A 24,749-nucleotide genomic window follows, 5' to 3' on the forward strand; every position below is an offset into this window, starting at 1 on the left:
GCGAGTAATCCGTTGACGAATGATTCGCTGGCGAAATATATTCCGGCGCCATGACCCCAACGACTCGCCGGCTGCTGACCGGCCGCACCTTCGCCGCGTTCGCGACCGCGCTGATCCCCATCACGCTGACCCTCGCGGTCGTACACACCGGCTCGGCGACGGACCTCGGCCTGGTGCTGGCCTGCGAGCTGCTGCCGATGCTGCTCCTGCTGCCGGTCGCGGGCGTGGTCGCCGATCGGTTCCCGCCGCAACGCGTCGTGCTCACCGCCGACCTGGTCCGCGCCACTGCCCAGCTCGCGATCGGCGCCGAGCTGCTCGCAGGGCCGGTCCGGATCCCCGACCTGGCGGTGCTGTCCGCGATCACGGGCGCGGCCGTGGCGTTCGGTACCTCCGCCGTGCGCACCCTCGTGGCCGCGGTGGTGCCGGACCCGGAGCGGCTGCAAACCAACGCCCGGCTCGCGGTCGCGCAGGGGCTCGCGCAGATGGCCGCACCCGCGGCGGCGGGCGGGCTGATGCTCCTGGTGGGGGCGGGGTGGTCCTCGCTGCTCACCGGCACGCTGTTCATCGCGTCGGCCACCACGCTCGGCGGCCTGCGCCCGCACCGTGCTCCGCGCCGGGCCGAACAGGGCGCGTTCCTGGGCGAGTTGCGGGAGGGTTGGGTGGAGACCCGGCGGCATCCGTGGTTCCTGGCCAACGTACTCGCGCACGGCGTCTGGCACTTGGCGGCCGGCTTCCTGCTCACCCTCGGCCCGATGATCGCGGTCGACCGGCTCGGCGGTGAGCGTGCCTGGGTGATCATCGCCCAGGTCGGCACCGTGGGCCTGCTGATCGGCGTATGGGCCGCGTCACGACTGCCGATTCGCCGCCCGCTGGTGGCCGTCGCTGTCGGTGCCGCGGTGTACGCGCTCCCCCTCACGAGCCTCGCGCTGCACGCGCCGATTGCGGTCGTCGCGACCGCGTACTTCGCGGGCATGTTCGGCCTCGGCGTGCTCCACCCGCTGTGGGAGACCACCCTCCAGCGCCGCATCCCGCCGGAGTCGCTGGGCCGCGTCGGCTCCTTCGACTCGCTGATCTCCTTCGCCGCCCGCCCGTTGGGCCTGGCCATCGCCGCGCCGATCGCGGCGGCGATCGGCACGACCGCCCCACTGCTCATCGGCGCGGTACTGGTGCTCGTCGCCAACCTGGCGCCCCTGCTCCTGGCGGACGTACGGGCGACACCCGCGGCCCCGAGTCCGGCCCCGAACCCGGCCCCGGCCACGGACAAGGTCCCCGAGCCGGAGCCGACCTGACGGCCGTCCGCGAACCCGAGGACCCCGGTCACACCTCGACGTCGGGCCTCGTGCCCTCGGACATGTCCACGACCAGGTCGGCGGGCGGCGCGACCGGTTCGCACCTGGCCTTGGCCTTGGTGTACCTCATGCTCGACGGCGACGAACCCTCGGTCTTGACCACGACGGGGTAGGGCTTGCCCGTCGCCCGCACGTAGACGGTCGTGGTGTCGCCCTCGAACTCCTGCGTCAGCGGGATCACCCGCACACCCTCGACCGTGACCGGGTCGCCCTTCGTGACACCCTCGGTGTCGCCTTCGAACGGGTCGGCCATCGAGCCGAAGCCGTCGTCGCCCCCGGCGTCGACCTTCATGTACTTGCCGTCGAGCTTCTCGACCGCATCCGCCGATCCCCGGCCGCCCGCCACGTCGACGAGCTTCGCCCACGCCTTGGCATCGGCCTTCATGTACTGGTCCTTGCCGATGACGACGACCTCGACGGTGGCACCGTCGATGGTGATCGTGCCCTTGGCGTCCGTCCCCTTTCGAACACAGAAGTTCAGGCTCATCGTGGTTCCGTCCATCTCGCCGGAGCCGGTCAACTTGAAGTCGTCCACATCCCGCATGAGGGCGACCGATTCGTCGGCGAGCGCCCTGGCCTCGGTACCGGCGTTGGACTTCGCTCCGGAGCCGCCCGCGCACGCGGTGAGCCCGGCGACGCCGGCGAGGACGAGGGTGGTGGAGCAGACGATCGAGGCCATGCGTGCAGTCCGCACGTAACTCCTTGCGAGGGGGAAAGTCGGAATTCATCGCCGAGTATGTCGATGGCGAAGCAGGCCCCAACAGCCGCCCCGAAATTCGCCGTTCGTGGCATTTGGAGCGGGCGGAGCGGCCGGCTCGCCGGTCCGTGCCATGGCTCGCCGCCGGTCCGGAATAATGCGCTTGTCCTCACCCGACGGCCGCACCTAGCCTGAGGGAGAGATCAACGGCGTGTAGCTCAGCAGTAGAGCACCGGGCTTCGGACCCGGAGGGCGCGGGGGCAGAACCCGCCATGCCGGCTATGAACGACAACGATGAGCCGCGTCAGTGGCCCCCGCCCGCGAGTGCCGGCCAGGGCTACCCCGAGCAGCAGTTGGCCCGGGTCTTCCACACCGCCGTCACCCATGAGGACGCGGTCACCCGAGCCCGCGCCGAGAAGCACGTTCGGCGCTGGCGCCAGGTGGTGGACCGGATGCGGGACGGGGCGCTGCGGATCGGTTCGCGCAAGCCGATGGACGAGTTTCCCGTGTGGGTGACCCCCGAGGTGGTCCGCGGCGGTTTCGCCACCGGCAACGCGAGCGCCGGCGGCGAGCTGCTGCCGCACGAGGTCGAGCTCGCGCGCCGGGTGGGCGTCCCCGCCGAGCGGCAGGCGCTGTTCGCCTACCACCTCACCGAAGCGGGCCTCGCGGAGCTGACGGCGATGCTCGAACGGGGCGACTACGAGGTGGTCGTCCCCGAGGAGGCCGCACTGCTCGTGGTCGCCTGGCTGGTCGCCGCGGGCGATCGGGTCGGCGCGCTCGAACTCCTGGACGTGCTGCGGCCGTTCGCGGATCAGCTGCGCTTCGCACCGCGGCCCGCGCGGGCGCGTTCGGCGGACTCCTCGACGGCGTACCGGCATACCGTCGGCCAGGTGGGCGAGGCGGTCGCCAAACGGCGGCCGAAGCCGGCGATCGAGGCGATGCACGAGGCGTTGACGGTCTGGAACCCGTTCGCCGACGAGCTGCTCGCGCTCTGGCTGGACACCACCGACATCGAGTCGGGCCGCGTCCTGGCCCGCCCGCCGGGCCCCGACTGGATCGCGCGCGGCGGCGAACTGCTGGCGCGGTACAAACTGTTGGCGTCCGAGCACAAGCTGTGCGGCAAGCACCGCAAGCCCAAGGAGAACCAGGCGATCCTGCGCACCGCGCTCGCGCAGACGGTGGCCGGCCGCCCGCTCGACGCGCGCCGACGCGGGCTGCTCCAGCACGCGGTGGACGCGATGGTGCGGCGGCGCGGGCTGCCCGGGTCGGCGCGGCACGGCGAGATCCGCGGCCGCCAGGCGCAGATCGCGGCGCTCCCGACGCACCACGCGCTGGCGGGGGTGGTGGTCCGGCGACTGGCCGATCTCCCGCAGCACTCGGGCACCCCGGACGTGGACGCGCTCGTCGTGCCGGTCACCGAGGAGGAGTACGCGCGGACGGGGGTCACTCTCGGGGCCGAGATCCCCGCGGCGATCCGGCACCTGGTCGAGGGTGCGCTCAGCGCCCCGATCGGCACGCTGATCGAGCGCGGGATCGTCCCGTCGGCGGAGGTGTTGGCCGAGCTCGTGCCGCAACTCGTCGCGTCGACGACGGCACAGGCGTACCTCGACGAGGGCCTGCGCACGCTGATGGCGGCGCACTACCAGGCCTTCCGGAACCGGCGCTCGCTGCTGCTGCTGAACCTGGAGCACCAGGTCCGACCGGCCGAACTGCCGTGGGTGGCGGCCGTCGCGGAGTATCGCGAGTCGAGCGCCGAGTCGCAGGACAACGCCCGCGCGGTGCTGGTGCGGCTCGGCGAGCTCGCGCTGCAGGGCTTTCCGGCGACGATCCTGCCCAATCCGCTGATCGGTGAACTGTCCGCGCTCTCGCGCGGGGCGGGCCTCGACCTGCCGTGGGTCGAGGAGTTGGCCGCGGACATCTTCATGGGGCGGTTCTCCGGCAAGTTCCTCGCCGCCGCGAGGCTGGCCGCCGATGTCCTCGAAGGCTCGCTGTACGAGCGGTACTTCGACATCGACTACGCCGAGATCGCGGTGCTCGTCGGGGACGCGGTCAATTGGCGCGCGTTCGGCTCCGATCGAACCGCGCGGTTCGGGGAGCTGTGCCAGTCTCGGGCCGGCAACCACGGCGGTTGGTCGCCCGCGGCGAACGGGACGGTGATCGAGCAGGCGCAGATCCTGACCACGCACAACCTCGCCGCGCTGGCCGGCCCGATCGGCGTCGCCCCGGTTTGGGCCGACCTGGCGCGGCGCTGCTTCACGACGGCGTGCCGATTGACGGCGCGCGTGGAGGGCAACCCGCGGCCGCTGTCCACGATCAAGGACGCGGCGTACGCGTGGCGGCAGATGCTGTTCCACCTGTCGATGTGCTCCGCGAGCGAGCGGGCGGCGGTCCTGGCGTGGCTCGACGACGAGACGGCGCGCCACCCGGGGCATGTGGCGGCGCGGTTGTCGCCGGCGCTGATCGGGCTGCGCGCGGTCGCGGCGGGGGACCGGTTCGACGCGCGCGGCACGGTGGCGGGCGGCTCGGGGTTGCGGCTGCTGGGGTGGAGCACGGACCGGCATTGGATGCGGGGGCCTCGGGTGGGGTGAGGGCAGGAGGGCGCGGGCGCTGACGGGTGGTCAGCGGACCCGGTGCCCGTTTTGCCACACGCCGCGGACGCGCTTGTCCAGCGCGGCGGTCTCGAGGTCGGCGCCGGCCAGGAGGACCAGGTCGGCACGCTTGCCCACGGCGATCTCGCCGCGGTCGTCGGCGATGCCGAGCAGGCGCGCGGCGTCGTGGGTGGCCGCGCGGAAGGCGCCGGCGGGGCCGAGGTCGGTGCGGGCCAGGTGGTCGATCTCGCGGAGTACCTCCGTGTGCGGCCGAACCGGGTTGTCGCTGCCCATGGCGATGGGGACGCCCGCCTCGATCGCGAGGCGGACCGAGTTCCGGTGCGCCTCGGCCGCGCCCTCGGGGGCCTGCGCGGGATCGGTCTGCGTACAGGACAGCGTGGGCACCAGCCAGGTCCCGTGCTCGACCATCGCCGCGACCGCCGCCTCGTCGAGCCACGTCCCGTGCTCGATGCTGCGCGCCCCGGCCCGGGCGGCCGTCTCGGCGGCCCGGGCCCCGTGCGCGTGCACCATGACCGACCGCTGCCCGCGCCGCCGGGCCTCGTCGACCAGGGCGGCCAACTCCTCGGCGGTGACCTGTACATCGTGCACCCCGTGGTTCGCGGACATGGATCCGGACACCGTCACCTTGATCCAGTCCGCGCCGGCCCGCACCATCCGCCGCACCGCGGCCCGGGCCGCGTCGGCCCCGTCGAATACCGGATCGGGCATCGCGGGATCCCCGAAGAAGTCCACCGACCCGACCCGCGCCGCCCAATGATCACCGATGCCGCCGGTCGTACACACCTGCCGCACGCTGATGAACACCTGCGGGCCTTCGATCCACCCCCGCTCGACCGCCATCCGCACCCCGGAGTCGGCCCCCCAGGCGTCCCGCACGGTGGTCACCCCGAGCCGCAACAGCGTCCGCAGCACCGGCACGGCCGACAACGGCCGCACCGAACGCGGCAGCCCGAACGAATCCCGCATGGTCTCGGCCAAACACAGGTGCGTGTGCGCGTCGATGAACCCGGGCACCACCAACTCCCCCGCACAGTCGACGACTTCGTCCCCGTCGAGGCCAACCCCGACCCCGACGATCCGCCCGTCCTCGACCGCGACATCGGCCACCTCGACCCGCCCGGCGACAACGTCCAACACATTCCCGGCACCCAACACCACACGACTCATCCGAACAACCTGCCCACCCGCAACCCCACCCACGCACCGACCGACCCGACCCGACCGCCGACCGCCGAACGCCCTCGGCCGGGTGACGATGCCCGATACCTCCGCCTCGCGTGGGTGCAGGCCCCGCTCGCCGTGTGGGGTCGTGCCTTCGGCGCGGTCAGCGTGGGAGTAGGTCGTGTTGGTATTCGATGGTTCGGTGGGTGGGGAGGTAGCCCAGTTCGTCGTTGATCGCGCGCATGGGGAGGTTGCCTTCGGCGGTGTCGGTGAGCAGGCCGCCCAGATCGGGGTGGCGTTCGCGGGCCTGGCGGATGGCTTCGGCCTTCATCCAGCGGCCGAGGGCGTGTCCGCGGTGCTCGGGCAGCACGCCGGTGCTGTAGTGCTGGGCGTCGCCCAGGCCGTCGCCGGGGACCACGAGTTCGGTGAACCCGGCGATCGAGCCGTCCGATTCGTCGACGGCCGCGATGGTGTGCAGAAGCTCGCCACGCTTCTCGATGGCCGCCGCCGCGGCCCGGACCCGCTCGACGTCCCAGACCACCGTGCCGTAGTCGGTGTCGCCCATCGGCATGTCGTCCATGGCACGACGCGATGCCGCGAACGTCCGGGCGAGGTCGTCGGGGACAGTGCCGTCCCACGACACCAACCGGTAGCCGGGATGCGGCCGTTCGACGATCTCCGCGAGCCGGCCGAGGTCCGTGTCCGCGAGCGCGAGTCGGGCGTAGATCAGGGTCAGGACCTTGCGGAAGCCCCGGCCCGACAGGAATCGGTCGCCCGGGGAACCGGCCTCGGCCTGGGCGAGGACCGCACGGCGGTCGGCCTCGCGTGCGGCCCGCAGGGCCGCGTCCAGCAGCCGCGTCCCGGTACCTTTCCCGCGCTCGGTCGGGTGGACGTTCAGCTCCAGCTCGGCCAGGTGGTCCTGTCCGGGCCGGGTGAACAACCGCAGGAACACCGACCCGACGGGGGTTCCATCGGCATCGGACGCCAGCCACGCAAGGCGATGACTGGACGAACCTGGCGCGGGATCGGTCAGCGGGGTGAGGCGAACGGACAAGGTGACTCCATCGATGGGAGGCGAAATGGCGGGCGGTCGGCAGGGGCTGTTCGATCCGGCGCGAGGCCGGTCGTCGATCGCGCCCACGCGGGCGCGATCGACGACCGAAGGAAGTCCGAGGTCTCCAGTGCCGTGACCGGACCAGACCGGAGCCCCCAGTCCCGAGCACTGGACCCCAAGCCCGAATCACATGTTGATCATGTGCCCGGCGAGACCGTGGATGGCTTCCTTCACCGCTTCGCCGAGGGTCGGGTGGGCGTGGATGTTGCGGGCCACCTCGTGCACCGTGAGGTCCCACTGCTGGGCCAGCGTGAGTTCCGGCAGGAGTTCGGTGACCTCCGGGCCGATCAGGTGGGCGCCGAGGAGTTCACCGTGGGTGCCGTCGCTGATCACCTTGACGAAGCCGACCGGGTCGCCGAGGCCGTGCGCCTTGCCGTTGGCGGTGAAGGGGAACTTGGCGACCTTGACGTCGAAGCCCTTCTCCCGGGCCTGCGCCTCGGTCCAGCCGAAGCTGGCGATCTGCGGCTGGCAGTACGTCGCGCGCGGGATCATCACGAAGTCGAGTTCCATCGTCTCGGCGCCCGCGATCGTCTCGGCCGCGATCATGGCCATCGACTCCGCCGCGTGCGCGAGCATCAGCTTCGCGGTGACGTCGCCGATCGCGTAGATGTGCGGCAGGTTGGTGCGGCCGCGCCCGTCCACGTCGATCGCGCCGCGCTCGGTCAGCCGGACGCCGATGGTCTCCAGGCCGTAGCCGGTCACGCGCGGCGCGAAGCCGATCGCCTGCATGACCTTGTCCGCTTCGAGGACCTGCTGCTGCCCGTCGCGGGTGACGGTGACCCGGACCTTCGCGTTCGGGTCGCTGTCGTCGATCGACTCGACGCGTGTCGAGGTGAGGACTTCGATGCCCAACCGCCGGTAGCGCTTGGCGAGTTCGGTGGACACGTCGACGTCCTCGAGCGGGACGACCCGGTCGAGGAACTCGACGATCGTCACCTTCACGCCGTAGTTGTGCAGCACGTACGCGAACTCGACGCCGATCGCGCCGGCGCCCGCGATGATGATGCTCTCCGGCAGCCGCTCGGTCAGGATCTGCTCTTCGTAGGTGACCACGCGCTCGCTGAGCGAGGTGCCCGGGAGCAGCCGCGTCGTCGCGCCCGCGGCGATGATGCAGTTGTCGAACGTGATCGTCTCGACGCCACCCGCCGTGAGCGAGACGTCGAGGGTGTGCGCGTCGGCGAACGCGCCGTGGCCGTCGTACTCGGTGATGCCGTTCTTCTTCATCAGGTAGTGCACGCCGTTGACCCGGCCGTCCGCGACCTTGCGGCTGCGCTTGAAGGCGGCCTCGTAGTCGAAGCTGACCGACCCCTCGACACGGATCCCGAAGGTCTTCGCCTCCTGCGTGAAGATGTGCGCGAGCTCCGCGTTGCGCAGCAGCGCCTTCGACGGGATACAACCGACGTTCAGGCAGACGCCGCCCCAGTACTTCTGCTCGATGACCGCGACCCGCAGCCCGAGCTGCGCGCTGCGAACCGCGGCGGTGTATCCGCCCGGACCGGCGCCGAGAACCACGACGTCAAAGTGTGTACTCATGATCCACACGATATGCGGCCGGCGTCGGTCACCGTTCGCCTGGGGCCGGTCACTCCTTCGACACTGCCGCCGCACGGCACGTCCGGGATCGCGGCGTACGGTTCGGTCCCGTCACACGTCGGCGGAACTCGGAATGTGGGCCGATATGTGCGCGGCGATCCGATCCACCGCGGCCGCGCCGGCCGGGAGCACCGCCGCGTACAGCTGCCACAGGTGCGGCATCCCCTCGGCGACCACGGGCGTGACGTCGACCCCGGCCGCGCGGGTGGGGTCGACGAGCCGGGTCGCGTCGTCGTACAACACCTCCTCGGTGCCGACCTGGACCAGCAGACCGCGCCGCTATGCCGATGGCGGCGCGATCGTCGGTCGCACCCTGCGGCCCGTTACCCGGTCCGGGTGGATTCGGATGCATACGTCGTTGCGGTCGTCCGGCCAGGGGAGGTGCTCGGTCTCGGGCGTGGTCTCCGGATTGCCGTTGTGTTCGGCGGTGCCGTGGACCAGCACGCTCCAGCCGATGTGGGCCGCCTCGATCACCTCGTCGACCTCGAAGAGAACGGGGCCCTCCAGCGAGGCCAGCGACGAGTCGGCCGCCGCGCAGAACAGGACGTCGTCGTCGAGCATGACGTAGTTCACCGGCAGGACGAACGGGTCCGGCGCGGTCAGGGCGGCGATCCGACCGACCAGTTGCAGGTTCAGGTGCGCGCGACACTCCTCATCGGTCATCTCGACCAACTCCCGGGCCGGTTCCGGGACTTGCCCCGGGGGAAGTGGTGGCATCCGGTGCGTGAAGCCGGTCGGCCGCCCGGAGAGCAGGTCGTCGACCGTGGTCTCCAGCGCGTCGGCCAGGCGGGACAGCGCGGGCGCGGACGGTGCCGTCGCCCCGCTCTCGACGTGGTTCAGCCACGCGCCCGGCAACCCCGTACGGCGGGCGATGTCCGCGACGGAGAGCCCGAGTTCGCGGCGCCGGGCGGCCATGCGGCCGGGCAACGCGGTGGTGGACGGGCGGACGGTACCGGCGGTCTCCTCGGTCATCGCACCAGCCCACCCCCTCCCGGCCGAATCCGCCGGGATTACGCCGATCGAGGGCGCGTCGACACGGCGCCCGCCGCCGCTATCCGCCGGCGGCCAGGTGGGCGGGGAACCCGCCGGTCGCGATCGGGCCCCACCGCTCGATGTGGATCCGGATCAGCGACTTGTTCTGCTTGCGCATCGCGTCGCGGTACTCGTCCCAGTCGGGATGTTCGCCCGAGGTCGGGTGCTCGATCCGGCCCACCCGACCGCCTGTCGGTGCGCACACCCCGACCCTGGACGCCCCACTCTGATTCATCCCTGAGCAGGCGGACCCGCGTGCGGCGGTGCGAGCCGTGCGGCGGACTCGACACGGCCTCACGGCCGCGGCACCCTGACGGCGGTTTCCAGGAAGAAGGCGTCGATGCCCTGGACCGCTCGGGTGAAGTCGTCCAGGGCGACCGGCTTGTTGACGTAGGCGTTGGCGTGGTCGCCGTACGCCCCGCGCACGTCGTCCGGGGCGTGCGAGGTGGTGAGGACCACCACCGGGATCGCGCGCAGCGCCTCGTCGTGCTTGATCACGGCGAGCAGTTCGCGGCCGTTCATCCGGGGCATGTTCAGGTCGAGCACGATCAGGTCCGGGCGTGGTCTGCTCGGGTCGCGCAGGTATTCGAGCGCCACGACGCCGTCCTCGGCGCGGGTGAGGTCGCGGGCCAGACCTTGGTCGAGCAGGGCCTCCTCGATGAGCAGCGCGTCGGCGTTGTCGTCCTCCACCAGGAGTACGTCATAGGGGCGCTCGCCGGCAGGGTTGGTCATGGTGAACTCCGATCGCCGGTGCGAGGACTGGGCACGGACGGAAACTTCGTGGGGTCAAGAAGACCACGCCCGGGGGTGACGTTCGCAGGAGGGTGCCTCGGGTCATCGTCCTCTCCGAGGGCGCCCGCGCGCAGCCCGACGGCGAAGCCGGGGCGGGCTCGCCGATTGCCGTCCCACCGCCTCCCACCTGCTCGAAGATGCCACCGGGCACGCCTGCGCCGGCTGGTGCGGCCGGCGGGCACCCGACCCGCCGCCACCGACTCGAAGGTTGGCTCCGCCGTGGGCGTGTCGCGTCGTCGCCCGCGGCCGAACCCACTCCTCCGCTCTACAGACATCACATGGGGTGCCGCGCTACGGTGCGCGAACTCGTGGTCGGGGAGGCAGGTGTGGGCATGTTCGCGGACGGGCGGCCGATGGCCGAGGTGCTGGCGGAGCTGGAGGCGTTGCACGCCGGCGACGAGCCGGGGCGCGGGCGGCCGGGCGTGGCCAACACGTTCGACTCGGGGTCGGCCTCGGTCGAACAGGTCGCCGTCCGGGCGTTCGACCTGTACCTGCACGTCAACGGCCTCTACCCGACCTCCTTCCCCAGCGTCGCGACGCTGGAGCACCAAGTCGTCGCGGCCGTCGGCGAGATGGTGCACGCGCCGCCCGGGGCGGCCGGGAGCTGGACCAGCGGCGGTACCGAGAGCTGCCTGCTGGCGGCCAAGGCGGCCCGCGACGCCCGGCCCGACATCGAGCACCCGGAGATCGTGTTCGCGCGATCGGCGCACGCCGCGTGGGCCAAGGCGGCGAAGTACTTCGGGCTCGAACCCGTCATCGTGGACATCGACCCGGTGCGGATGACCGCCGAGGTCGACGCGGTCGAGCGCGCGATCACCGACCGGACCGTCCTGGTCGTCGTGTCCGCCCCGTCGTACGGGCACGGGGTGGTGGACCCGATCCCGGAGATCGCGACCATCTGCGCGCGGCTCGGGGTGCGTTGCCATGTCGACGCGTGCATCGGGGGCTGGGTGCTGCCGTTCGCCGAACAGCTGGGACGTCCGGTCCCGGACTGGGACTTCCGGGTGCCCGGGGTGGACTCGATCTCGGTCGACCTGCACAAGTACGGCTACGCGCCCAAGGGTTGCTCGATCGTGCTGTACCGCACGGCCGCCATGCGCCGCACCCAATACTTCGTCGCGTCCGACTGGACCGGCTACCCCGTCGTGAACTCGACGATGCAAAGCTCGAAGTCGGGCGGCCTGATCGCCGCCGCGTGGGCGGTGCTGCGGCACATCGGCGCGGACGGCTACCGCGCGTTGGTGACCCGGACCCTGGACGCCACACGGGAATTGGTCGACGGCATCGCGGAGATCGACGGCCTGCGGGTGCTGGGGACGCCCGCCACGAGCCTGGTCGCGGTGACCACCGACGGCGTGGACTTCTTCCCGTTCCTGGACGAGTTGGAGCGCCTGGGATGGGCCGTCCAGCCCCAGCTGTCGCAGACCGGTATACCGCCGACCATCCACCTCACGATGACCGCGACCCACGGCCCGCACGTCGCCGACCTGCTGGGCGCCCTGCGCGCCGCCGTACTCGCCGCACGCGCACGCGGTCCGCTGCCCACCGCCGAGCAACTGCGCTTCGTGGACGAGCTCGCCGCGCAGGCCGCCTCCGACGCCGGTGTGTCGGCGGACGGCCTGACCGAACTGATGGTCAAGGCGGGCCTGTTGACCGACGGCCGAATGGCCCCGGTGCACGCGCTCCTGGACACGCTCCCGCCACAGCTGCGCGAGAACGTACTGCTCGCCTTCTTCGAGGGCCTCAACCCGCCGCTCTGACCGCGGGGGGCGCCGCCCGGCGCACACGGCCGAGGCGTTCGCCGCGACCGATGAACTCCCGGCCGGATCACCGGTGTTGAGCCTGCACACGACGATTTCCTGAGCGACGTTACGGCGGGCCCGGGGTTCGGTCGGTCGCCGTCCCCGGGCGCCGCGGCGCCGTCTGCGATGCTGGACCGATGACTGCATCGACGCCGGCTCCGACCCCATCGCCGACTCCCGAGTGGGAGCGGCGGATCGCCGAACTGTGGGCCACGTTCGACGATCACGAACCGGACGACTTCCTCGTCCGGGTGCGGACCCTGGTCGCCGAACTGCCGGCCGAGCACGCGGTCGGGCTGTTCGAGCTCGCGGCGGCCCACGACTCCACGGGCCACGAGCAGCGGGCCGCGACGCTCTACGAGCGGGCGCGGACGGCCGGCCTGACCGGGGTGCGCCGACGGCGGGCCGCGATCCAACTGGCCGGCACCTACCGCAACCTCGACCGGTCCGAGGAGAGCGTCGCGATCCTGACCGCCGAGCTGGAGGCGCCCTCCGACGAGCTCGACGACGCGGTGGCCGCGTTCCTGGCACTCGCGCTCGTCGATGTCGGCCGGGCCCGCGAGGCCACAGCGCTCGCGCTCGGCGCGCTGTCGCGGCACCTGCCGCGGTACAACCGCTCGCTCACCCACTACGCCGAGGCGCTCGTCACCGAGACGCCGTAGCGGCCCACCGGACCGAGTGGGCGTGTTCGACCGCCGAGTCGCCCGGGTCCGCGCGCGCTGAACTATTGCGCCGCCAGTTTTCCCATTCTCAAATACTGCGGGAACAAGGGCTCGGGCTATTCCCGAGTTCCGCCCGACAATCGATCGCGGCAATGCAACAGGACCGGGCGCCGACAACCCCTTTTCCGGACGATATATCTGGCACAGGAACGATCCCACGAAAATTGACGGCTCCCTTTCTATTGCGCCGATCCGCTGCCGCAGTTTACGTTTCGGCGTGCCGGATGCACTTCTCCCAGCAACGGAAGGGCTGCAATGACCCGACTGATCGGCACGATAAGTGACAGGTTCGTCAACGTCTTCCTGAAGGACGAGGCGCGCGCGGGCGCATGCGTTCCCGAGCACGGCCAGATCTGCAGTGCCTGCCACGAGCGCACCACGTACAGGTACAACTGCTACGGCCACTGCACCTCTGCTTCCCGGTGCTGACGACACCCACCACCGGCGCGGGCGCGTCGACCGACATCGATTGACCCGCACAGTCGTACCCGGGACCTCGACGGCGATCCGCCGTCGAGGTCCCGGCGGTGCTCCCGATCGGGCCCGAATATCCGCACGGTGAATGCGACCCAACCATTCCGGCGCGAGATGCACGAAATGGGCCGGGATTCCTGCGCGCACCCGTATCGGAATCACTGCGGCCGGCCCGGTACACACCGGACGAACCGTCGGATGGAATACCGAACACAATCGAGTCGGGCCCGTCTCGACAAGGACGAATCGGGCATGAATACGATATGCGCCGCACGCGGAGGCCACGCGGGTGACCCGGTTCGATAATTCGAAGATCATCGCCGCCCCCGTCGGGAACACGCGGAGCACCCCCACGGGGCGCGCCGAGTCTCGGTGCCGAGACCGCTCCGGGAGTGGGCCGATCGGCGGGAACCGGGTCGGTGGGGGTACGCGAGCGTCGGACCGGATGACCGGCAGTGTCAGAATGGCGCCATGACGATCAACGTTTTCTTCGACATCTCCATCGCGGACAAGCCCGCAGGGCGGATCACGTTCGCCCTGTTCGACGACGTGGTCCCCAAGACGGCGGAGAACTTCCGCGCCCTGGCCACCGGCGAGCACGGCTTCGGTTACAAGGGATCGTCGTTCCACCGGATCATCCCGCAGTTCATGCTGCAGGGTGGCGACTTCACCAAGGGCAACGGCACCGGCGGCAAGAGCATCTACGGCGAGAAGTTCGCCGACGAGAACCTCAAGGGCAAGCACGACCGGCCCTACCTGCTGTCGATGGCCAACGCCGGCCCGAACACCAACGGCTCGCAGTTCTTCATCACCACCGTGGTGACCTCCTGGCTGGACGGCAAGCACGTCGTCTTCGGCGAGGTCACCGAGGGCCAGAAGCTGGTCGACACGATCGAGGCGCTCGGCTCCCAGTCCGGGACGCCGAAGGCCAAGGTGACCATCACCGACTCCGGCGTCATCTGACCGCCGCGGTCCTGCCGAACCCTGAGCGCGCCGGCCGGCGAGTTTCACCGGCCGGCGCGCTCGTTCGTGGACGCCTCGACCCGGCCGACGCACGGGATCGACCGTCGCGGCGACCACACCCCTCGGGCCCGGCGCGGCGCGCGCCGCGTGCACGGCGTGCGCGCGGTGGTCGGGACACGCCGTCGAACGCGTCGGTGCGCGGTGCGCGCGCGGCATGACGATGATCATTGCTCGGGCAGATCCCCCTTCGGGGGCGATCGCCGTCCCCGATGCGTGGGCCGCGCGTCGCCCGTCGCGGCCCGATGGGTGGCCCGGCATCGCGAGCGCTGGGACGAGAGCACCGCCGGCTTCGTCAGGGAAGCCGAGATCAGGGCCGGTGGCGCAGTGCCCGACCTGGCAGGCTTGCTCGACCTGCACAGCGTCACCGGCGGCGTCGAGGTCTTCCTCGACCTCATGGAACGCGGATGGCACTTCGAGACCCCGGCGGCCAGGATGAGCAACTGGCAACGCGCCAACTACGACTGGCACATCGAGTCCGGCCGCTACACCTGAGTCCGACCGGCCGCCGCGTCACGGTGCGGTCGGGCCGGCGATGACCTTGCGCAGCCACTCTAGGTTGCCGTCCGGGTCGGGGCAGGCCTGGAGGCGGGTCAGGATGCGGTGCCAGGTGCCGTCCTTGCCCCACACCGTGTAGCGGTGGTAGACGGTCTGCCACGGGCCGAACCACTCGGGCAGGTCGCGCCACGGGCAGCCGTTCTCGTGCTTCCACGCGACCGCGTCGATCATCGCGCGGTGATCCACCCAGCGACCACCGCGCTGCGGCGCGCGATCCGGCAACAGCGGCTCCACCAGCGTCCACTGACTGTTCGTCAACCCACCCCAACGGCCCACGCAACGTTCAACGACACATCCCGCGTCGCGACACGGCCCCCGGCGCGGACGGTCGCCCGGCGCACGGCGCGCCGCGAGCCCCACCGGAGTGCGACGGGGGCGCGCGCCCGCCCCCGGACCGGCCCGGTGACCGCACGGCCTCCGCTCCCCGACCCACGTGTTCACCCCGATCCGTCGGGCGCGCGTTCGAGCGCGCCGTCGACCGGGCACGCCCGGCTCGTACACCCGTGCGCTCTGCCGGGTCGGCCGGATCCGCAGGCAGCATGTGCGCTTCCGCAAGTACCAGGATCGGAAAGGGACGTGAGGGACGTGGCCGCGTTGGACCCAACCCCGTCGGGAGTCGAACTCCGCTCCCCCGTGGACGTGCACGTAGTGCTGTACCGCAGGGGCAGGATCCTGCTCCTGCGCCGGGCGCCCGACGCCTCCTACGCCGCCGGGCTGCTGTGCCTGCCCAGCGGCAAGGTCGAGCACGGCGAAGACGTCGTGACCGCCGCGCGCCGCGAACTCCGCGAAGAGACCGGCGTGCGGGTCGACCCGGAAGGGCTGCGCTGCGTGCTGGTGATGCAGCAGGTGTCACCGACCGGCCCGGCCCGCATCGGCTGGTTTTTCGTCGCCGAAGCGGGCGCGGGGGTGGGGGTGGGGGTGGAACCGGAAACGGAACACGAAGCGCACACGGTGGGCGTCGCCGCCTACAACGCGGAACCCCACAAGCACACCGAACTCCTCTGGATCGACCCCGCCGCCCCGCCCGACGACCTCGTCGCCTACACCCGCGCCGGCCTCGACTCGATCCGTGCCGGTCGCGCGCACGCCGTCCACATCCAGCGCCCCGACGACCCCGTCCGGTACGAACCCGCGCTGCCGTCACGGCTGTTGGCGATGCCCACCGTCGGCGCCACCACCCACCGAACCTCGCACCAGGCATCGGGCCGGGGGACCCGATGAGGATTCGCCGGCGCCGTGCCGAGCGGCGGTCGGTTCCGGTGTCCGAGTCCGAACGGGTGTTGTTCGGGGGCGCGTTGCGTTGGGACCTGTCCTTCACCGCGCACGAGCAGCCGTTGTTGCGGATGTCCTTCCGGGCGATGGCGCGACAGCTCCCAAGTATGGCCGTCGTCGTCACCCGCGCCGCGTGGGCCGTGGACCGCGCCGCCGTGAGCGCGCTGCTGCTGGCCGAGATCGGGCAGGGGCTCGCGGGCGGGCTCGGGCTGCTCGCGACCAACCGCGCGCTGGTGGCGCTGTTCGCCGACGTACCGACGGCCGACCGCCTGCGCCAGGCCGCCCCCGCGCTGGTGTTCATCATGGTCGTCACCGCCGTCTCCGCGCTGCTCGCGGCCGTGTCCGTGGGAGCAACCAGCCGGCTCGAACCGCAGGTCGAGCGGGTCTGCACGGCCCGGTACTACCGCGCGGCCGCCCGGGTCGAGCTGCAAGCCTTCGAAGAGGCCGAATTCCACCGGACGTTGGACGCCGGCCGATTCGGCACGGACTCGGTGCGCCGCATGCTCGGCGCGTCCGTGGCGGTCGTGAACGCACTGGTCGGCCTGGTCGCCACCGGCAGCGTGCTGACCCTGCTGCATCCGATACTGCTGCCGCTGCTGATCCTGGTCGCGGCGCCGAAGGGATGGGGGGCGGTCCGGTCCGCACGCCGTCAACACGAGTCGGCGCACGCCTGGCTCGAACACCGTCGCGCGATCGAGATCCTCGGCCGCAGCCTGATCGAACCGGCGCCGGCCGCCGAGGTACGCGCGCACCGCGCGGGCCGACTCGTCCTGGACGCGTTCGACGACATGTCCACCACGATGGAGGCCGAGCAGCGCCGCCTCGCGCACGCCAAGGGCGCCACCCAGGCGGCGGCGTCGGCGCTGTCCGGGGTCGGCGCGCTGCTCGTGTACGCGGCCCTGTGGCTGCTGTTGACCGCCGGCGGCATGCCACTCGCGGCGGGCGGTACCGCGGTGATCGCGATCCGGACCTGTACCAGCGGCCTCACCGCGCTGGTCATGCAGGTCAACCGGCTGTACGAGGAATCCCTGTACCTGCGCGACCTGGAGAACGCCTGCACCGAATCCGAACGCCGCGCGATCCCCACGGGTGGGCAGCCGCTCCCGCACGACGTGGACGAAGTACGCCTGGACGACGTCTCGTACACCTACCCCGGCAACGACAACCCCGCGCTCGACAAGGTCACCCTGCGCATCCCGGCCGGCAAGGTGATCGCGCTGGTCGGCGAGAACGGCTCGGGCAAGACCACACTGTCCAAGCTGGTCGCGGGTCTGCTGCTGCCGAGCGAGGGCAGGCTGACCTGGGCCGGCGTCGACCTGTGCGACGCGGACCGGGACCAGGTCTTCGAGCGGGTGGCCGTCCTGGGCCAGGACTTCCCCAGATGGGCGATGACCGCCCGCGCCAACGTGTTCATCGGCCGCCCCGATCGGCCGATCGACCAGGCGCGGGTGGAGGCGGCGGTCGAGCGGGCCGACGCGGGCGACCTGGTCGCGTCGCTGCCGCACGGGTGGGACACCCTGATCGTGAAGGGCTACCAACGCGGCTCGCAGATCTCCGGCGGGCAGTGGCAGAAGATCGGCAACGCCCGGACCCGCTATCGCGGTGCGCCGTTCGTGATCGTCGACGAGCCGACGTCCGCGCTCGATCCGGAGGCCGAGATCGCCGCGTTCGCCGCGCTGCGCTCGATGACCGACGACGGAACGACCGTCCTGCTGATCACCCACCGCCTGGCCGCCACCGCGACCGCCGACCTCATCTACGTGCTCGAACGCGGGCGGCTGATCGAACAGGGCGACCACGCAAGCCTCATGACCCTGGATCAGGGCCGCTATCGGGGCATGTACACGGCCCAGGCCGCGCAGTACGGCGTCCGCGCCGCGGTCGTGCCGCCGGCCCGGACCGCGGGCGTCGAAAGCTGATCGGCGCGGCGCACCGGCGGTGGCGGTGGCGGGCGTCGTGGAGCTCGGCGGGGGATCGAAGACACGCCCTTGGGTCACCGAGCGAGTCATGTGTATATATGCGGCTTTCATCAGGAGACCCATCGTGGCGAACGGGCTCCATCGTGCCGGTGCGGGAGAAACCGTGGCGTTCGTGGGGTGCCGTGGCCGGACGGGCGATTCGTGGGATGGGCGCGCCCCGGGCGCCGCGACGGCCCGGGTGTGGGCGTGGCGAGGCGGCGCCGGGGCGCTGGGGTTCATCGGGTCTCGTGTGATGACGGGCGGGTCCGCGCCGCCGGCTCAGCCGTGGAGGGCCGCGGCCTCTTCCATGTCGGTGATGCCGTCGCGCGCTCGGCCGATGCTCGCGAGGAGCAGGGCGTGGTCGGTGAGGGCGCGGGCCAGGAGTGGGGCGGCGCCGACCGGGTCGTGGGCGGCGAGGGCGCGGGTGTTGGTGACGGCCTCGGCATAGGCGGGGAGGAGGCGGTCGGTGACGGCCTCGCGCGGCAACTCCGCGAAGGTCGCGCGCACGGTGAGCCGGCGGGCGAGAACGACGCGTTCGGCGGGCGTGGTGGCGGGGTCGTCGAGGGCGGCGCGGATGGCGGGGACGGCGTCGTCGTAGCGGTCCCGGTGCTCGGGGGACCAGTGGTCGGGGGTCGTGCCGTGGGCGGTGCCGGGCGGTTCGTCGCGGGCACCCGCCAGGGCGAGGTGGAAGGCGAGGTGGTCGTGCCGCAGTACGCGGGTGGGCTGCCGCACGGCTTGGCGCCGGTAGGTCTCGACGGCGCGCTCTTGCACGTCTCGGCTCTCGGCGGGCAGTTTCGCGGCGGCGAGCAGGCGCGCGCCGTACAGCAGGATCGGTACCTGGCGGTCCTCGTGGGTGGTGTCGAGCAGCGGTCGATAGGCGTCGGCGGCCTCGGTGTGCCGACCGCGCGCGGCGAGGTGGGCCGCGTGGGCGGTGAGGTACCAGTGCCGGTCGGCGACCGGGCGGTAGCCGCGGGCGAGGCCGACCGTGCCGGCCGCGGCCTCCGCGAACAGCGCTTCCGCGTCGTCGTCGTGGCCGTCCTCGGCCAGGCCGACGGCGACCTCCAGGATCGCGGCGGCCAGTGCCCACCGGTCGCCGGTCCCGGCCCGGGTCAGCGCGAGGATCTCGCGCCGGGTCGCGAGACCGTCGGCTCGGCGGCCGTAGCGGTACAGCGCCCACTGGTAGGTCGCGAGGATTCCCTTCAACAGCGCGTCCCGATCCCGGTGTTCGGCCGAGTCGAGTCCGCGCGACAGCTCGATGGCCTCCTCCAGCCGACCGAGCGTGAGGGCCGCGTCGGCCCCGTGCCGGCCGAAGATGTACCCGGTCGTGTGCAACGCCTCGGCCAACCGCCGCGCGTAGTGCTCCGGCGCGTCGACCTCCCCCAGGACGCGGTAGATCCCGACCAATCGCTCCTCCGAGACCCGGTCGACGTCGAACAACATGACCCGCGCGCGGGCCACTACATCGGCATTCGCCACATGCACCCCTGAATCCGTGTCCCGTCGCGCCGAACGGCGCGACGCCACAACGCGCCCCGGAGGTCCGCGCACGCACGTCTCGAACCGCCGGACTCCCCGGCGGCTCGAAGTGGCATGACAGGTACGACATCCGATGCCGCACCCGATCCCCGGCGGCTCGTTGTCGCGGCACCGTACCGGGCGAAAGGCGCCTTCAAGGTGTTCGCGAATTGCCTTAGAGTAAGCGTGCGTCAACCTCCGGGCCGGTGGGGCGCGGGGCGACAGCCCGGGTCCGGGGACTGCGACCGCACAACGGCAACCCGGATCAGCCGGACCCCGGATCCCGGCAACCCTCAACGCACGACCCGGACCACCGGCATCGGCAACCTCCACTCGCCCACGAGGCGAACAAGGACAACCCGAGCACGCGTTCGCACCTCGATCCAGCCCGGATCCGAGGCAAGCGCGTCCCTGGTCCAGGCGTCGGCCTTCGCCGCGCCGCTCATGGCGGTGAACACCCGGTCGATCGCGGCCAGTTCGGCGACCGGTCGAGGCCGACGACGCGCCCCTGCGCGCCCAGCAGTTCACAGACCAGCGCGATCGCGACACCACGCCCGCAACCGATCTCCAACACCTGGTCGTCGGGCCGCACACCTGCCAACCGGACGGTCCAGCGCAGTCGCTCGGGAACCTCCACCGCAGCCATGTACGCCAGGCTAATCCGTCTGCCCGATATACCACCAAACCCTTGGCCTGTGATGGGAATCGTGGTATCTGCTGCATTCCTTTCCGGACCCTGGTGGGGTTCGGGCCACAGGTCGCGTGCGCCGCGCGACCGGGAGGACATCCGGCCCTCCCGGGGCCATGTGGCGACCTGCGGAAGGGCTGGTCTGAATGAGAAAGACGTCCTGGTACCTCGGCGCCGCCGCCACACTGCTGGTCGCCACGAGCGCGGTGACCCACTTCGCCGTGCTGCCCGCCGTACACCAGGTGCCCGACGACACCGACTTCACCATGCATTTCGCGGGCAGCATGACGATGCTCGACCCGGCGGCGCTGCAGGCCGGCAACCTGCCCGGGGCCATCGTGCGCGACCTGCCGGTGACCGCCGACCGGCGGGTGTACGCGGTGAAGGCGTCCGGGTCCACCGTCGTGTTGAGCGACCGCACCGTGGTGTCCGGACCGCAGAAACAGACGCTGACCGCCGCCGAGAAGCGGTGGGCGGTGGACCGCAAGACGCTCCTGGACCGACAGGCCCCCAAGGGCGTCGCGGCCGAGCCGCACAAGGGCCTGACTGCGGGCTTCCCACTGGAGCCGAAGAAGAAGAACTACCCCTACTGGGACGCGCCGACCAGGACCACGATCCCGGCCACGTACGTGCGTTCGGAGCAGCGCGCCGGCCGGGACACCTACGTCTTCTCGATCCGGTACACCGCCCCGCTCGTCGACCCGGAGGCCCTGGGCGCGCTGCCGCCGGCCATGCCGAAGGCGGCCGTACAGGGTCTCGCCGGCGTCGCGAACCCGGGCCGGGCGCCGGACCTGGGCGCCCAGGCCGACCCCACCCCGCTTGCCTACACCTCGACGACGGACCTCACCGGGTGGGTCGACAGCGAGACGGGGGTGACCGTCGACCTGAAGTCCGTCCAATCGGTGACCGCGACCACCACCGGCGACCGGGCCGAGCTCTTCCCGGTAATGGCCCTGACGATGACCACGACGCCGGCCTCCCGGGCCGAACTGGCCGACACCGCGGAAGACGGCGCGCGCGCCCTGTGGCTGCTCGGCGACGTGGCTCCCCTGGCCTGCTTCGCACTGGCCCTGGCCCTGATCGGACTGGCCCTGTACCTCGAACGCCGGGCCCGCCGGCAGCAGCCCGACCCGGCCGTGCCGAGCCCCCGCGTCGAAGCGGAATCCGGTTCGCGGTCCGAAGCGAGTTCCGGAGCGGGATCCGAATCGGGGTCCGGATCGGGACCCGCGTCCGGGGCCGAAACCGCGTCGGGACCCGCGGATTCCGAGCGCAACGCGCCGACCCCGTAGGACCGTCGCCCCGAAGCCGCCCACCGCGAGCCGCAGGTCGTTCGCGGGCGTCCGAGCGGACGCCCCCTACGGCTGCTGCTCCTCGTGGGCGGCCTGGGCGGCGGTCAGGGCCGCGACGATGTCGGCTTCGGCAGTGGCCTTGTCCACGCCCAGGTCGGTGAGCACGCCCGAACCGTCCTCGAGTTCGAGCAGCGCGAGCAGGATGTGCTCGGTCCCGACGTAGTTGTGGCCCAGCCGCAGGGCCTCCCGGAAGGTGAGTTCGAGCGTCTTGCGGGCCCGCGCGTCGTACGGGGTGAGGTCGGGCACCTGGTCCACCGCCGGCGGCAGCGTCGCGGTCGCCGCCGCGCGAACGGCCGCCAACGACACGCCTCGTCCGACGATCACCCGCGCGGCGATCGCGTTCGGCTCGCTGAGCAGGCCCAGCATCAGGTGTTCCGGGCGGACCTGGTCGTTGCCCGCGGCACGGGCCTCGTTCTGCGACGCCATCGCGACGTTCCGGGCCCGCGGGGTGAACCGGCCGAATCCCTGACTGGGGTCGAGGTCCGACGATTCGGCGGGCGCCTTCGCGACGAAGCGCTTCTGCGCCGCCTGCTTGGTGACGCCCATGCTCTTGCCGATGTCCGTCCAGGACGCGCCCGAACGCCGGGCCTGATCCACGAAGTGGCCGATCAGGTGGTCGGCCACGTCGCCGAGGTGATCCGCGGCGATGACCGCGTCGGACAACTGGTCGAGCGCGTTGGTGTGGACCTTCTTGATGGCCTCGATCAGATCGTCGAGCCGCACCGGATTCGTCATGCGCACTGGATTCTCCATGCGTCAACCGTAGGTTGACGCATGGAGAATCGTCAACCCCGAGTTGACGATCTTGCGGAACGTGCACGCCCCTAGCACAGGCCGCGGGTGTTTCTTCCGTCGAAGTCCTCTGTCATGATCGCCGGCACCTGCGGGCGAGGGATGTGAGGACGTGGCGGAGCGGCGGATCGACCCGGGGTTCGTGTGTCACGCGGACCCCGCCGCGCTCGCCGACGAACTCGCGGACGTGGCCCGGGATGTGGGCGCGACCTGCGTGAACCTGCGGATCCACGTCCCCGGGGTGGCCGCCGAGGCGGCCCGCGAACAGATCGAGGCGCTGGGTGGCGAGGTCCTGCCCCGGCCGCGCGCCGGCGCGTACGGCGGCTCGGGCGGCACCGGCGCCGGCACCACCACTGGGACCGCCGGAACCACCGGAACCACCCGCACTACAGAGGGAGCACAGCGGTGATAGCGGATCGGATGAGGTTGGCCGGCCGGACGGTGATCGTCTCCGGCGCCGGGGGCGGCGGGATCGGTACGACCTGCGCGCGCGGGCTGCTCGAAGCCGGCGCCACCGTCGTGGGCGTGGACCGGGACGCCGATCGGCTGACCGCGATCGAGGCCGAACTCGCCGACGCGGCAGGCGTGGGAGGCCCCGCCGGCACGCTCGTCACGGTGTGCGCGGACATCTCCACCGCCGAGGGCATCGCGACCGTGGTCGAGCGGGCCGCCGCCGCGCCCGGCGACCTGTACGGGCTGGTCAACGTGGTCGGCGGCAGCCTGCTCCCGCACTGGGCACCCGCGCTCGACTTCGACCGCGCGCAGTGGGAGCAGTCGCTCGACCTGAACCTGCACCACGTGATGTTCCTGTCCCAGGGCGTGGCCAGGCACCTGGTCGAGCGCGGCCTGCCGGGTTCGATCGTGACGATCAACTCCACCGGCGGCGTGGTCGCGGCCCCGTACCACGTGGGCTACGGCACGGCGAAGGCCGCCGTACTGGGCCTGACCCGCACCCTCTCGCTCGAATGGGGCCGTTACGGCATCCGCGTCAACGGCGTCGCGGCCGGCTCGATCACCACGCCGCGCGCGACCGCCACCGGGCAGGATCCGACGCTCGCCGGCCGGGGAGTGCCGTTGCGCCGGCGCGGTACGCCGGCCGATGTCGCGGCGGCCGTGCTGTTCCTGATCTCCGATCTCGCCGCCTATACGACCGGGGCGGTCGTTCCGGTCGAGGGTGGTGCGTTGAACAGGCTCGGCCTGTTCGATGACGAGAACGTGCCGATTCATGTGACCAACCCGCAGATCCTGGCCCGCATCCATGGGGAGGCCGGTTAGCACCGGGGCGGCCTGCGGCCCGCTTTGTCCTCAAACGCCGGACGGGCTTGAGGTTGCTTGCGTTTGTGGGCGCGTCAGTGCCGTTGCCGCGGCCGTCGTGAGGTGGGTCAGCAAGGCCGCCGTGGCCGGGGGGTCCGGCGCGGCGCCGTGTACCGCGGCGCCGACCACCCGCTCGTGGTCGAGCAGCGGCACCACCCGTACCGCCGCGTTGCGGTGCGCCGCGAGGGCGAGGCCGGGGAGCGTGGTGACGCCGAGACCCGCGGCGACGAGGGCCTGCACCGCGACGTAGTCGTCGGTGGTGAACCCGATGTCGGGGGTGAAGCCGGCCGCCGCGCACGCGCGCATCAGGTGGATCCGGCAGCGCTCGCAGCCGGCGATCCAGCGCCGCGCGGCGTGGTCGGCGAGCGTGTCGCCGGACAGGTCGGCCGGCGTCACGAGATGGATCGGCTCGGTGAGCAACCGGATCCGGCGCAGCCCGTCGTCCCGGTCCGCCGGCGCGTCCGGATGGTCGAACAGCAGCGCGACGTCGACCTCGCCGGAGCGCAACAGCCGTGCCGCGTCCGCTGGTTCGGCCTCGGTGAAGTGCAGTTGGACGTCGGGATGAGCCGCCGTGAACGAGGCCGCGGCGACCGGGACGAAGGTGCCGAGGGCGGACGGGAACGCGGCCAGCCGGACCCGGCCCGCGCGCAGCCCGGTGTGCGCGGCCAGTTCCGCCTCGGCCGCGTCGAGCCGGCCCAGGATCTCCTCGGCGCGTTCGGCGAGCGTCCGGCCCGCGTCGGTGAGCCGGATGCCGCGGCCGACCCGCTGGACGAGCCGGCTGCCGGTCTCCGCCTCCAGGCGGGACAGATGGTGGCTGATCGAGGGTTGCGCGTATCCCAACGCCTGGGCCGCGGCGGTGACCGAGCCGTGCCGGGCGACCGAGGCGAGCACGCGCAGGCGTGTCACGTCGAGCATGACCACAACCTATCAATCGGATT

General features: G+C 71.9%; 23 protein-coding genes, 1 tRNA gene and 1 pseudogene. 12 read left to right on the forward strand and 13 right to left on the reverse strand.

From position 1 onward, the window contains the following. Positions 1–50: 50 nt before the first annotated feature. Positions 51–1,289: an MFS transporter gene (locus OG928_RS38405; protein ID WP_331766629.1), complete on the forward strand. Its 1,239-nt coding sequence runs from the start codon at positions 51–53 to the stop codon at positions 1,287–1,289. Positions 1,290–1,317: 28 nt separating this feature from the next. On the opposite strand, the gene OG928_RS38410 is transcribed toward OG928_RS38405, so the two are convergent. Continuing rightward, positions 1,318–2,043, reverse strand: a complete 726-nt coding sequence (locus OG928_RS38410) for a hypothetical protein (RefSeq protein WP_331766630.1) — start codon at positions 2,041–2,043, stop codon at positions 1,318–1,320. 210 nt (positions 2,044–2,253) lie between these two features. Here OG928_RS38410 and OG928_RS38415 point away from each other — a divergent pair. Together OG928_RS38415 and OG928_RS38420 are read left to right on the forward strand one after the other, a co-directional pair. Beyond that, positions 2,254–2,325 (forward strand) — tRNA-Arg (locus OG928_RS38415). 2 nt (positions 2,326–2,327) lie between these two features. Beyond that, the gene (locus OG928_RS38420) at positions 2,328–4,634 is read left to right on the forward strand and encodes a hypothetical protein (RefSeq protein ID WP_331766631.1); all 2,307 of its coding nucleotides are present in this window, start codon (positions 2,328–2,330) and stop codon (positions 4,632–4,634) included. 30 nt (positions 4,635–4,664) lie between these two features. Here the strand turns inward: OG928_RS38420 and OG928_RS38425 are convergent, their stop codons facing one another. The 7 genes and pseudogenes from OG928_RS38425 to OG928_RS38455 all read right to left on the reverse strand — a co-directional run bounded on the left by OG928_RS38425 (position 4,665) and on the right by OG928_RS38455 (position 10,287). Continuing rightward, on the reverse strand, positions 4,665–5,822 hold the full coding sequence (locus tag OG928_RS38425; protein ID WP_331766632.1) for an amidohydrolase family protein: 1,158 nt from the start codon (positions 5,820–5,822) through the stop codon (positions 4,665–4,667). A 157-nt stretch (positions 5,823–5,979) separates the two neighbouring features. Continuing rightward, positions 5,980–6,870: a GNAT family N-acetyltransferase gene (locus tag OG928_RS38430; protein ID WP_331766633.1), complete on the reverse strand. Its 891-nt coding sequence runs from the start codon at positions 6,868–6,870 to the stop codon at positions 5,980–5,982. Between the two features lie 186 nt (positions 6,871–7,056). After that, positions 7,057–8,463 (reverse strand): dihydrolipoyl dehydrogenase, encoded by a 1,407-nt coding sequence (gene lpdA, locus OG928_RS38435; protein ID WP_331766634.1) that lies wholly within the window; start codon positions 8,461–8,463, stop codon positions 7,057–7,059. 111 nt (positions 8,464–8,574) lie between these two features. Further along, complete coding sequence (locus OG928_RS38440) at positions 8,575–8,766, reverse strand: hypothetical protein (protein WP_406291577.1); 192 nt, start codon at positions 8,764–8,766, stop codon at positions 8,575–8,577. A 36-nt stretch (positions 8,767–8,802) separates the two neighbouring features. After that, positions 8,803–9,495 (reverse strand): pyridoxamine 5'-phosphate oxidase family protein, encoded by a 693-nt coding sequence (locus tag OG928_RS38445; RefSeq protein WP_331766636.1) that lies wholly within the window; start codon positions 9,493–9,495, stop codon positions 8,803–8,805. Positions 9,496–9,574: 79 nt separating this feature from the next. Then, positions 9,575–9,712, reverse strand: a pseudogene (locus OG928_RS38450) (PPOX class F420-dependent oxidoreductase); the annotation flags it as partial. A gap of 137 nt (positions 9,713–9,849) precedes the next feature. Beyond that, complete coding sequence (locus OG928_RS38455; protein WP_331766637.1) at positions 9,850–10,287, reverse strand: response regulator; 438 nt, start codon at positions 10,285–10,287, stop codon at positions 9,850–9,852. 338 nt (positions 10,288–10,625) lie between these two features. Between OG928_RS38455 and OG928_RS38460 the strand changes: the two genes are divergently transcribed. The 4 genes from OG928_RS38460 to OG928_RS38475 all read left to right on the forward strand — a co-directional run bounded on the left by OG928_RS38460 (position 10,626) and on the right by OG928_RS38475 (position 14,860). Next, complete coding sequence (locus tag OG928_RS38460) at positions 10,626–12,107, forward strand: pyridoxal phosphate-dependent decarboxylase family protein (protein WP_406291578.1); 1,482 nt, start codon at positions 10,626–10,628, stop codon at positions 12,105–12,107. 179 nt (positions 12,108–12,286) lie between these two features. Further along, positions 12,287–12,811 (forward strand): tetratricopeptide repeat protein, encoded by a 525-nt coding sequence (locus OG928_RS38465; RefSeq protein ID WP_331766639.1) that lies wholly within the window; start codon positions 12,287–12,289, stop codon positions 12,809–12,811. A gap of 1,005 nt (positions 12,812–13,816) precedes the next feature. Beyond that, positions 13,817–14,308, forward strand: coding sequence for a peptidylprolyl isomerase (locus OG928_RS38470; RefSeq protein ID WP_331766640.1), 492 nt, complete (start codon positions 13,817–13,819; stop codon positions 14,306–14,308). A gap of 306 nt (positions 14,309–14,614) precedes the next feature. Then, positions 14,615–14,860: a hypothetical protein gene (locus OG928_RS38475; protein WP_331766641.1), complete on the forward strand. Its 246-nt coding sequence runs from the start codon at positions 14,615–14,617 to the stop codon at positions 14,858–14,860. Between the two features lie 18 nt (positions 14,861–14,878). On the opposite strand, the gene OG928_RS38480 is transcribed toward OG928_RS38475, so the two are convergent. Further along, positions 14,879–15,181 (reverse strand): transposase, encoded by a 303-nt coding sequence (locus tag OG928_RS38480; RefSeq protein ID WP_331766642.1) that lies wholly within the window; start codon positions 15,179–15,181, stop codon positions 14,879–14,881. 318 nt (positions 15,182–15,499) lie between these two features. On the opposite strand from OG928_RS38480, the gene OG928_RS38485 reads away from it, so the two are divergent. Both OG928_RS38485 and OG928_RS38490 read left to right on the forward strand, forming a co-directional pair. Continuing rightward, complete coding sequence (locus tag OG928_RS38485; protein WP_331766643.1) at positions 15,500–16,144, forward strand: NUDIX domain-containing protein; 645 nt, start codon at positions 15,500–15,502, stop codon at positions 16,142–16,144. 38 nt (positions 16,145–16,182) lie between these two features. Continuing rightward, a complete protein-coding gene (locus OG928_RS38490; protein WP_331766644.1) occupies positions 16,183–18,114 on the forward strand; it encodes an ABC transporter ATP-binding protein in 1,932 nt (643 codons plus the stop codon). A gap of 318 nt (positions 18,115–18,432) precedes the next feature. On the opposite strand, the gene OG928_RS38495 is transcribed toward OG928_RS38490, so the two are convergent. Both OG928_RS38495 and OG928_RS38500 read right to left on the reverse strand, forming a co-directional pair. After that, positions 18,433–19,635 (reverse strand): hypothetical protein, encoded by a 1,203-nt coding sequence (locus OG928_RS38495; RefSeq protein WP_331766645.1) that lies wholly within the window; start codon positions 19,633–19,635, stop codon positions 18,433–18,435. Positions 19,636–20,110: 475 nt separating this feature from the next. Beyond that, the gene (locus tag OG928_RS38500; RefSeq protein ID WP_331766646.1) at positions 20,111–20,314 is read right to left on the reverse strand and encodes a hypothetical protein; all 204 of its coding nucleotides are present in this window, start codon (positions 20,312–20,314) and stop codon (positions 20,111–20,113) included. A gap of 188 nt (positions 20,315–20,502) precedes the next feature. Here OG928_RS38500 and OG928_RS38505 point away from each other — a divergent pair, with 188 nt between their 5' ends. Further along, the gene (locus tag OG928_RS38505) at positions 20,503–21,645 is read left to right on the forward strand and encodes a porin PorA family protein (RefSeq protein ID WP_331766647.1); all 1,143 of its coding nucleotides are present in this window, start codon (positions 20,503–20,505) and stop codon (positions 21,643–21,645) included. Between the two features lie 66 nt (positions 21,646–21,711). Here the strand turns inward: OG928_RS38505 and OG928_RS38510 are convergent, their stop codons facing one another. After that, positions 21,712–22,458: a Clp protease N-terminal domain-containing protein gene (locus tag OG928_RS38510; RefSeq protein WP_331766648.1), complete on the reverse strand. Its 747-nt coding sequence runs from the start codon at positions 22,456–22,458 to the stop codon at positions 21,712–21,714. A 151-nt stretch (positions 22,459–22,609) separates the two neighbouring features. Between OG928_RS38510 and OG928_RS38515 the strand changes: the two genes are divergently transcribed. Both OG928_RS38515 and OG928_RS38520 read left to right on the forward strand, forming a co-directional pair. Continuing rightward, positions 22,610–22,906, forward strand: a complete 297-nt coding sequence (locus tag OG928_RS38515) for a hypothetical protein (protein WP_331766649.1) — start codon at positions 22,610–22,612, stop codon at positions 22,904–22,906. Between the two features lie 11 nt (positions 22,907–22,917). Further along, a complete protein-coding gene (locus OG928_RS38520; protein ID WP_406291579.1) occupies positions 22,918–23,772 on the forward strand; it encodes an SDR family NAD(P)-dependent oxidoreductase in 855 nt (284 codons plus the stop codon). Between the two features lie 30 nt (positions 23,773–23,802). On the opposite strand, the gene OG928_RS38525 is transcribed toward OG928_RS38520, so the two are convergent. Then, entirely contained in the window at positions 23,803–24,726 is a 924-nt protein-coding gene (locus tag OG928_RS38525) for a LysR family transcriptional regulator (RefSeq protein ID WP_331766651.1), read from the reverse strand. Positions 24,727–24,749 lie beyond the last annotated feature (23 nt).

The sequence above is a fragment of the Embleya sp. NBC_00896 genome (assembly GCF_045207785.1).
Lineage (GTDB): Bacteria > Actinomycetota > Actinomycetes > Streptomycetales > Streptomycetaceae > Embleya.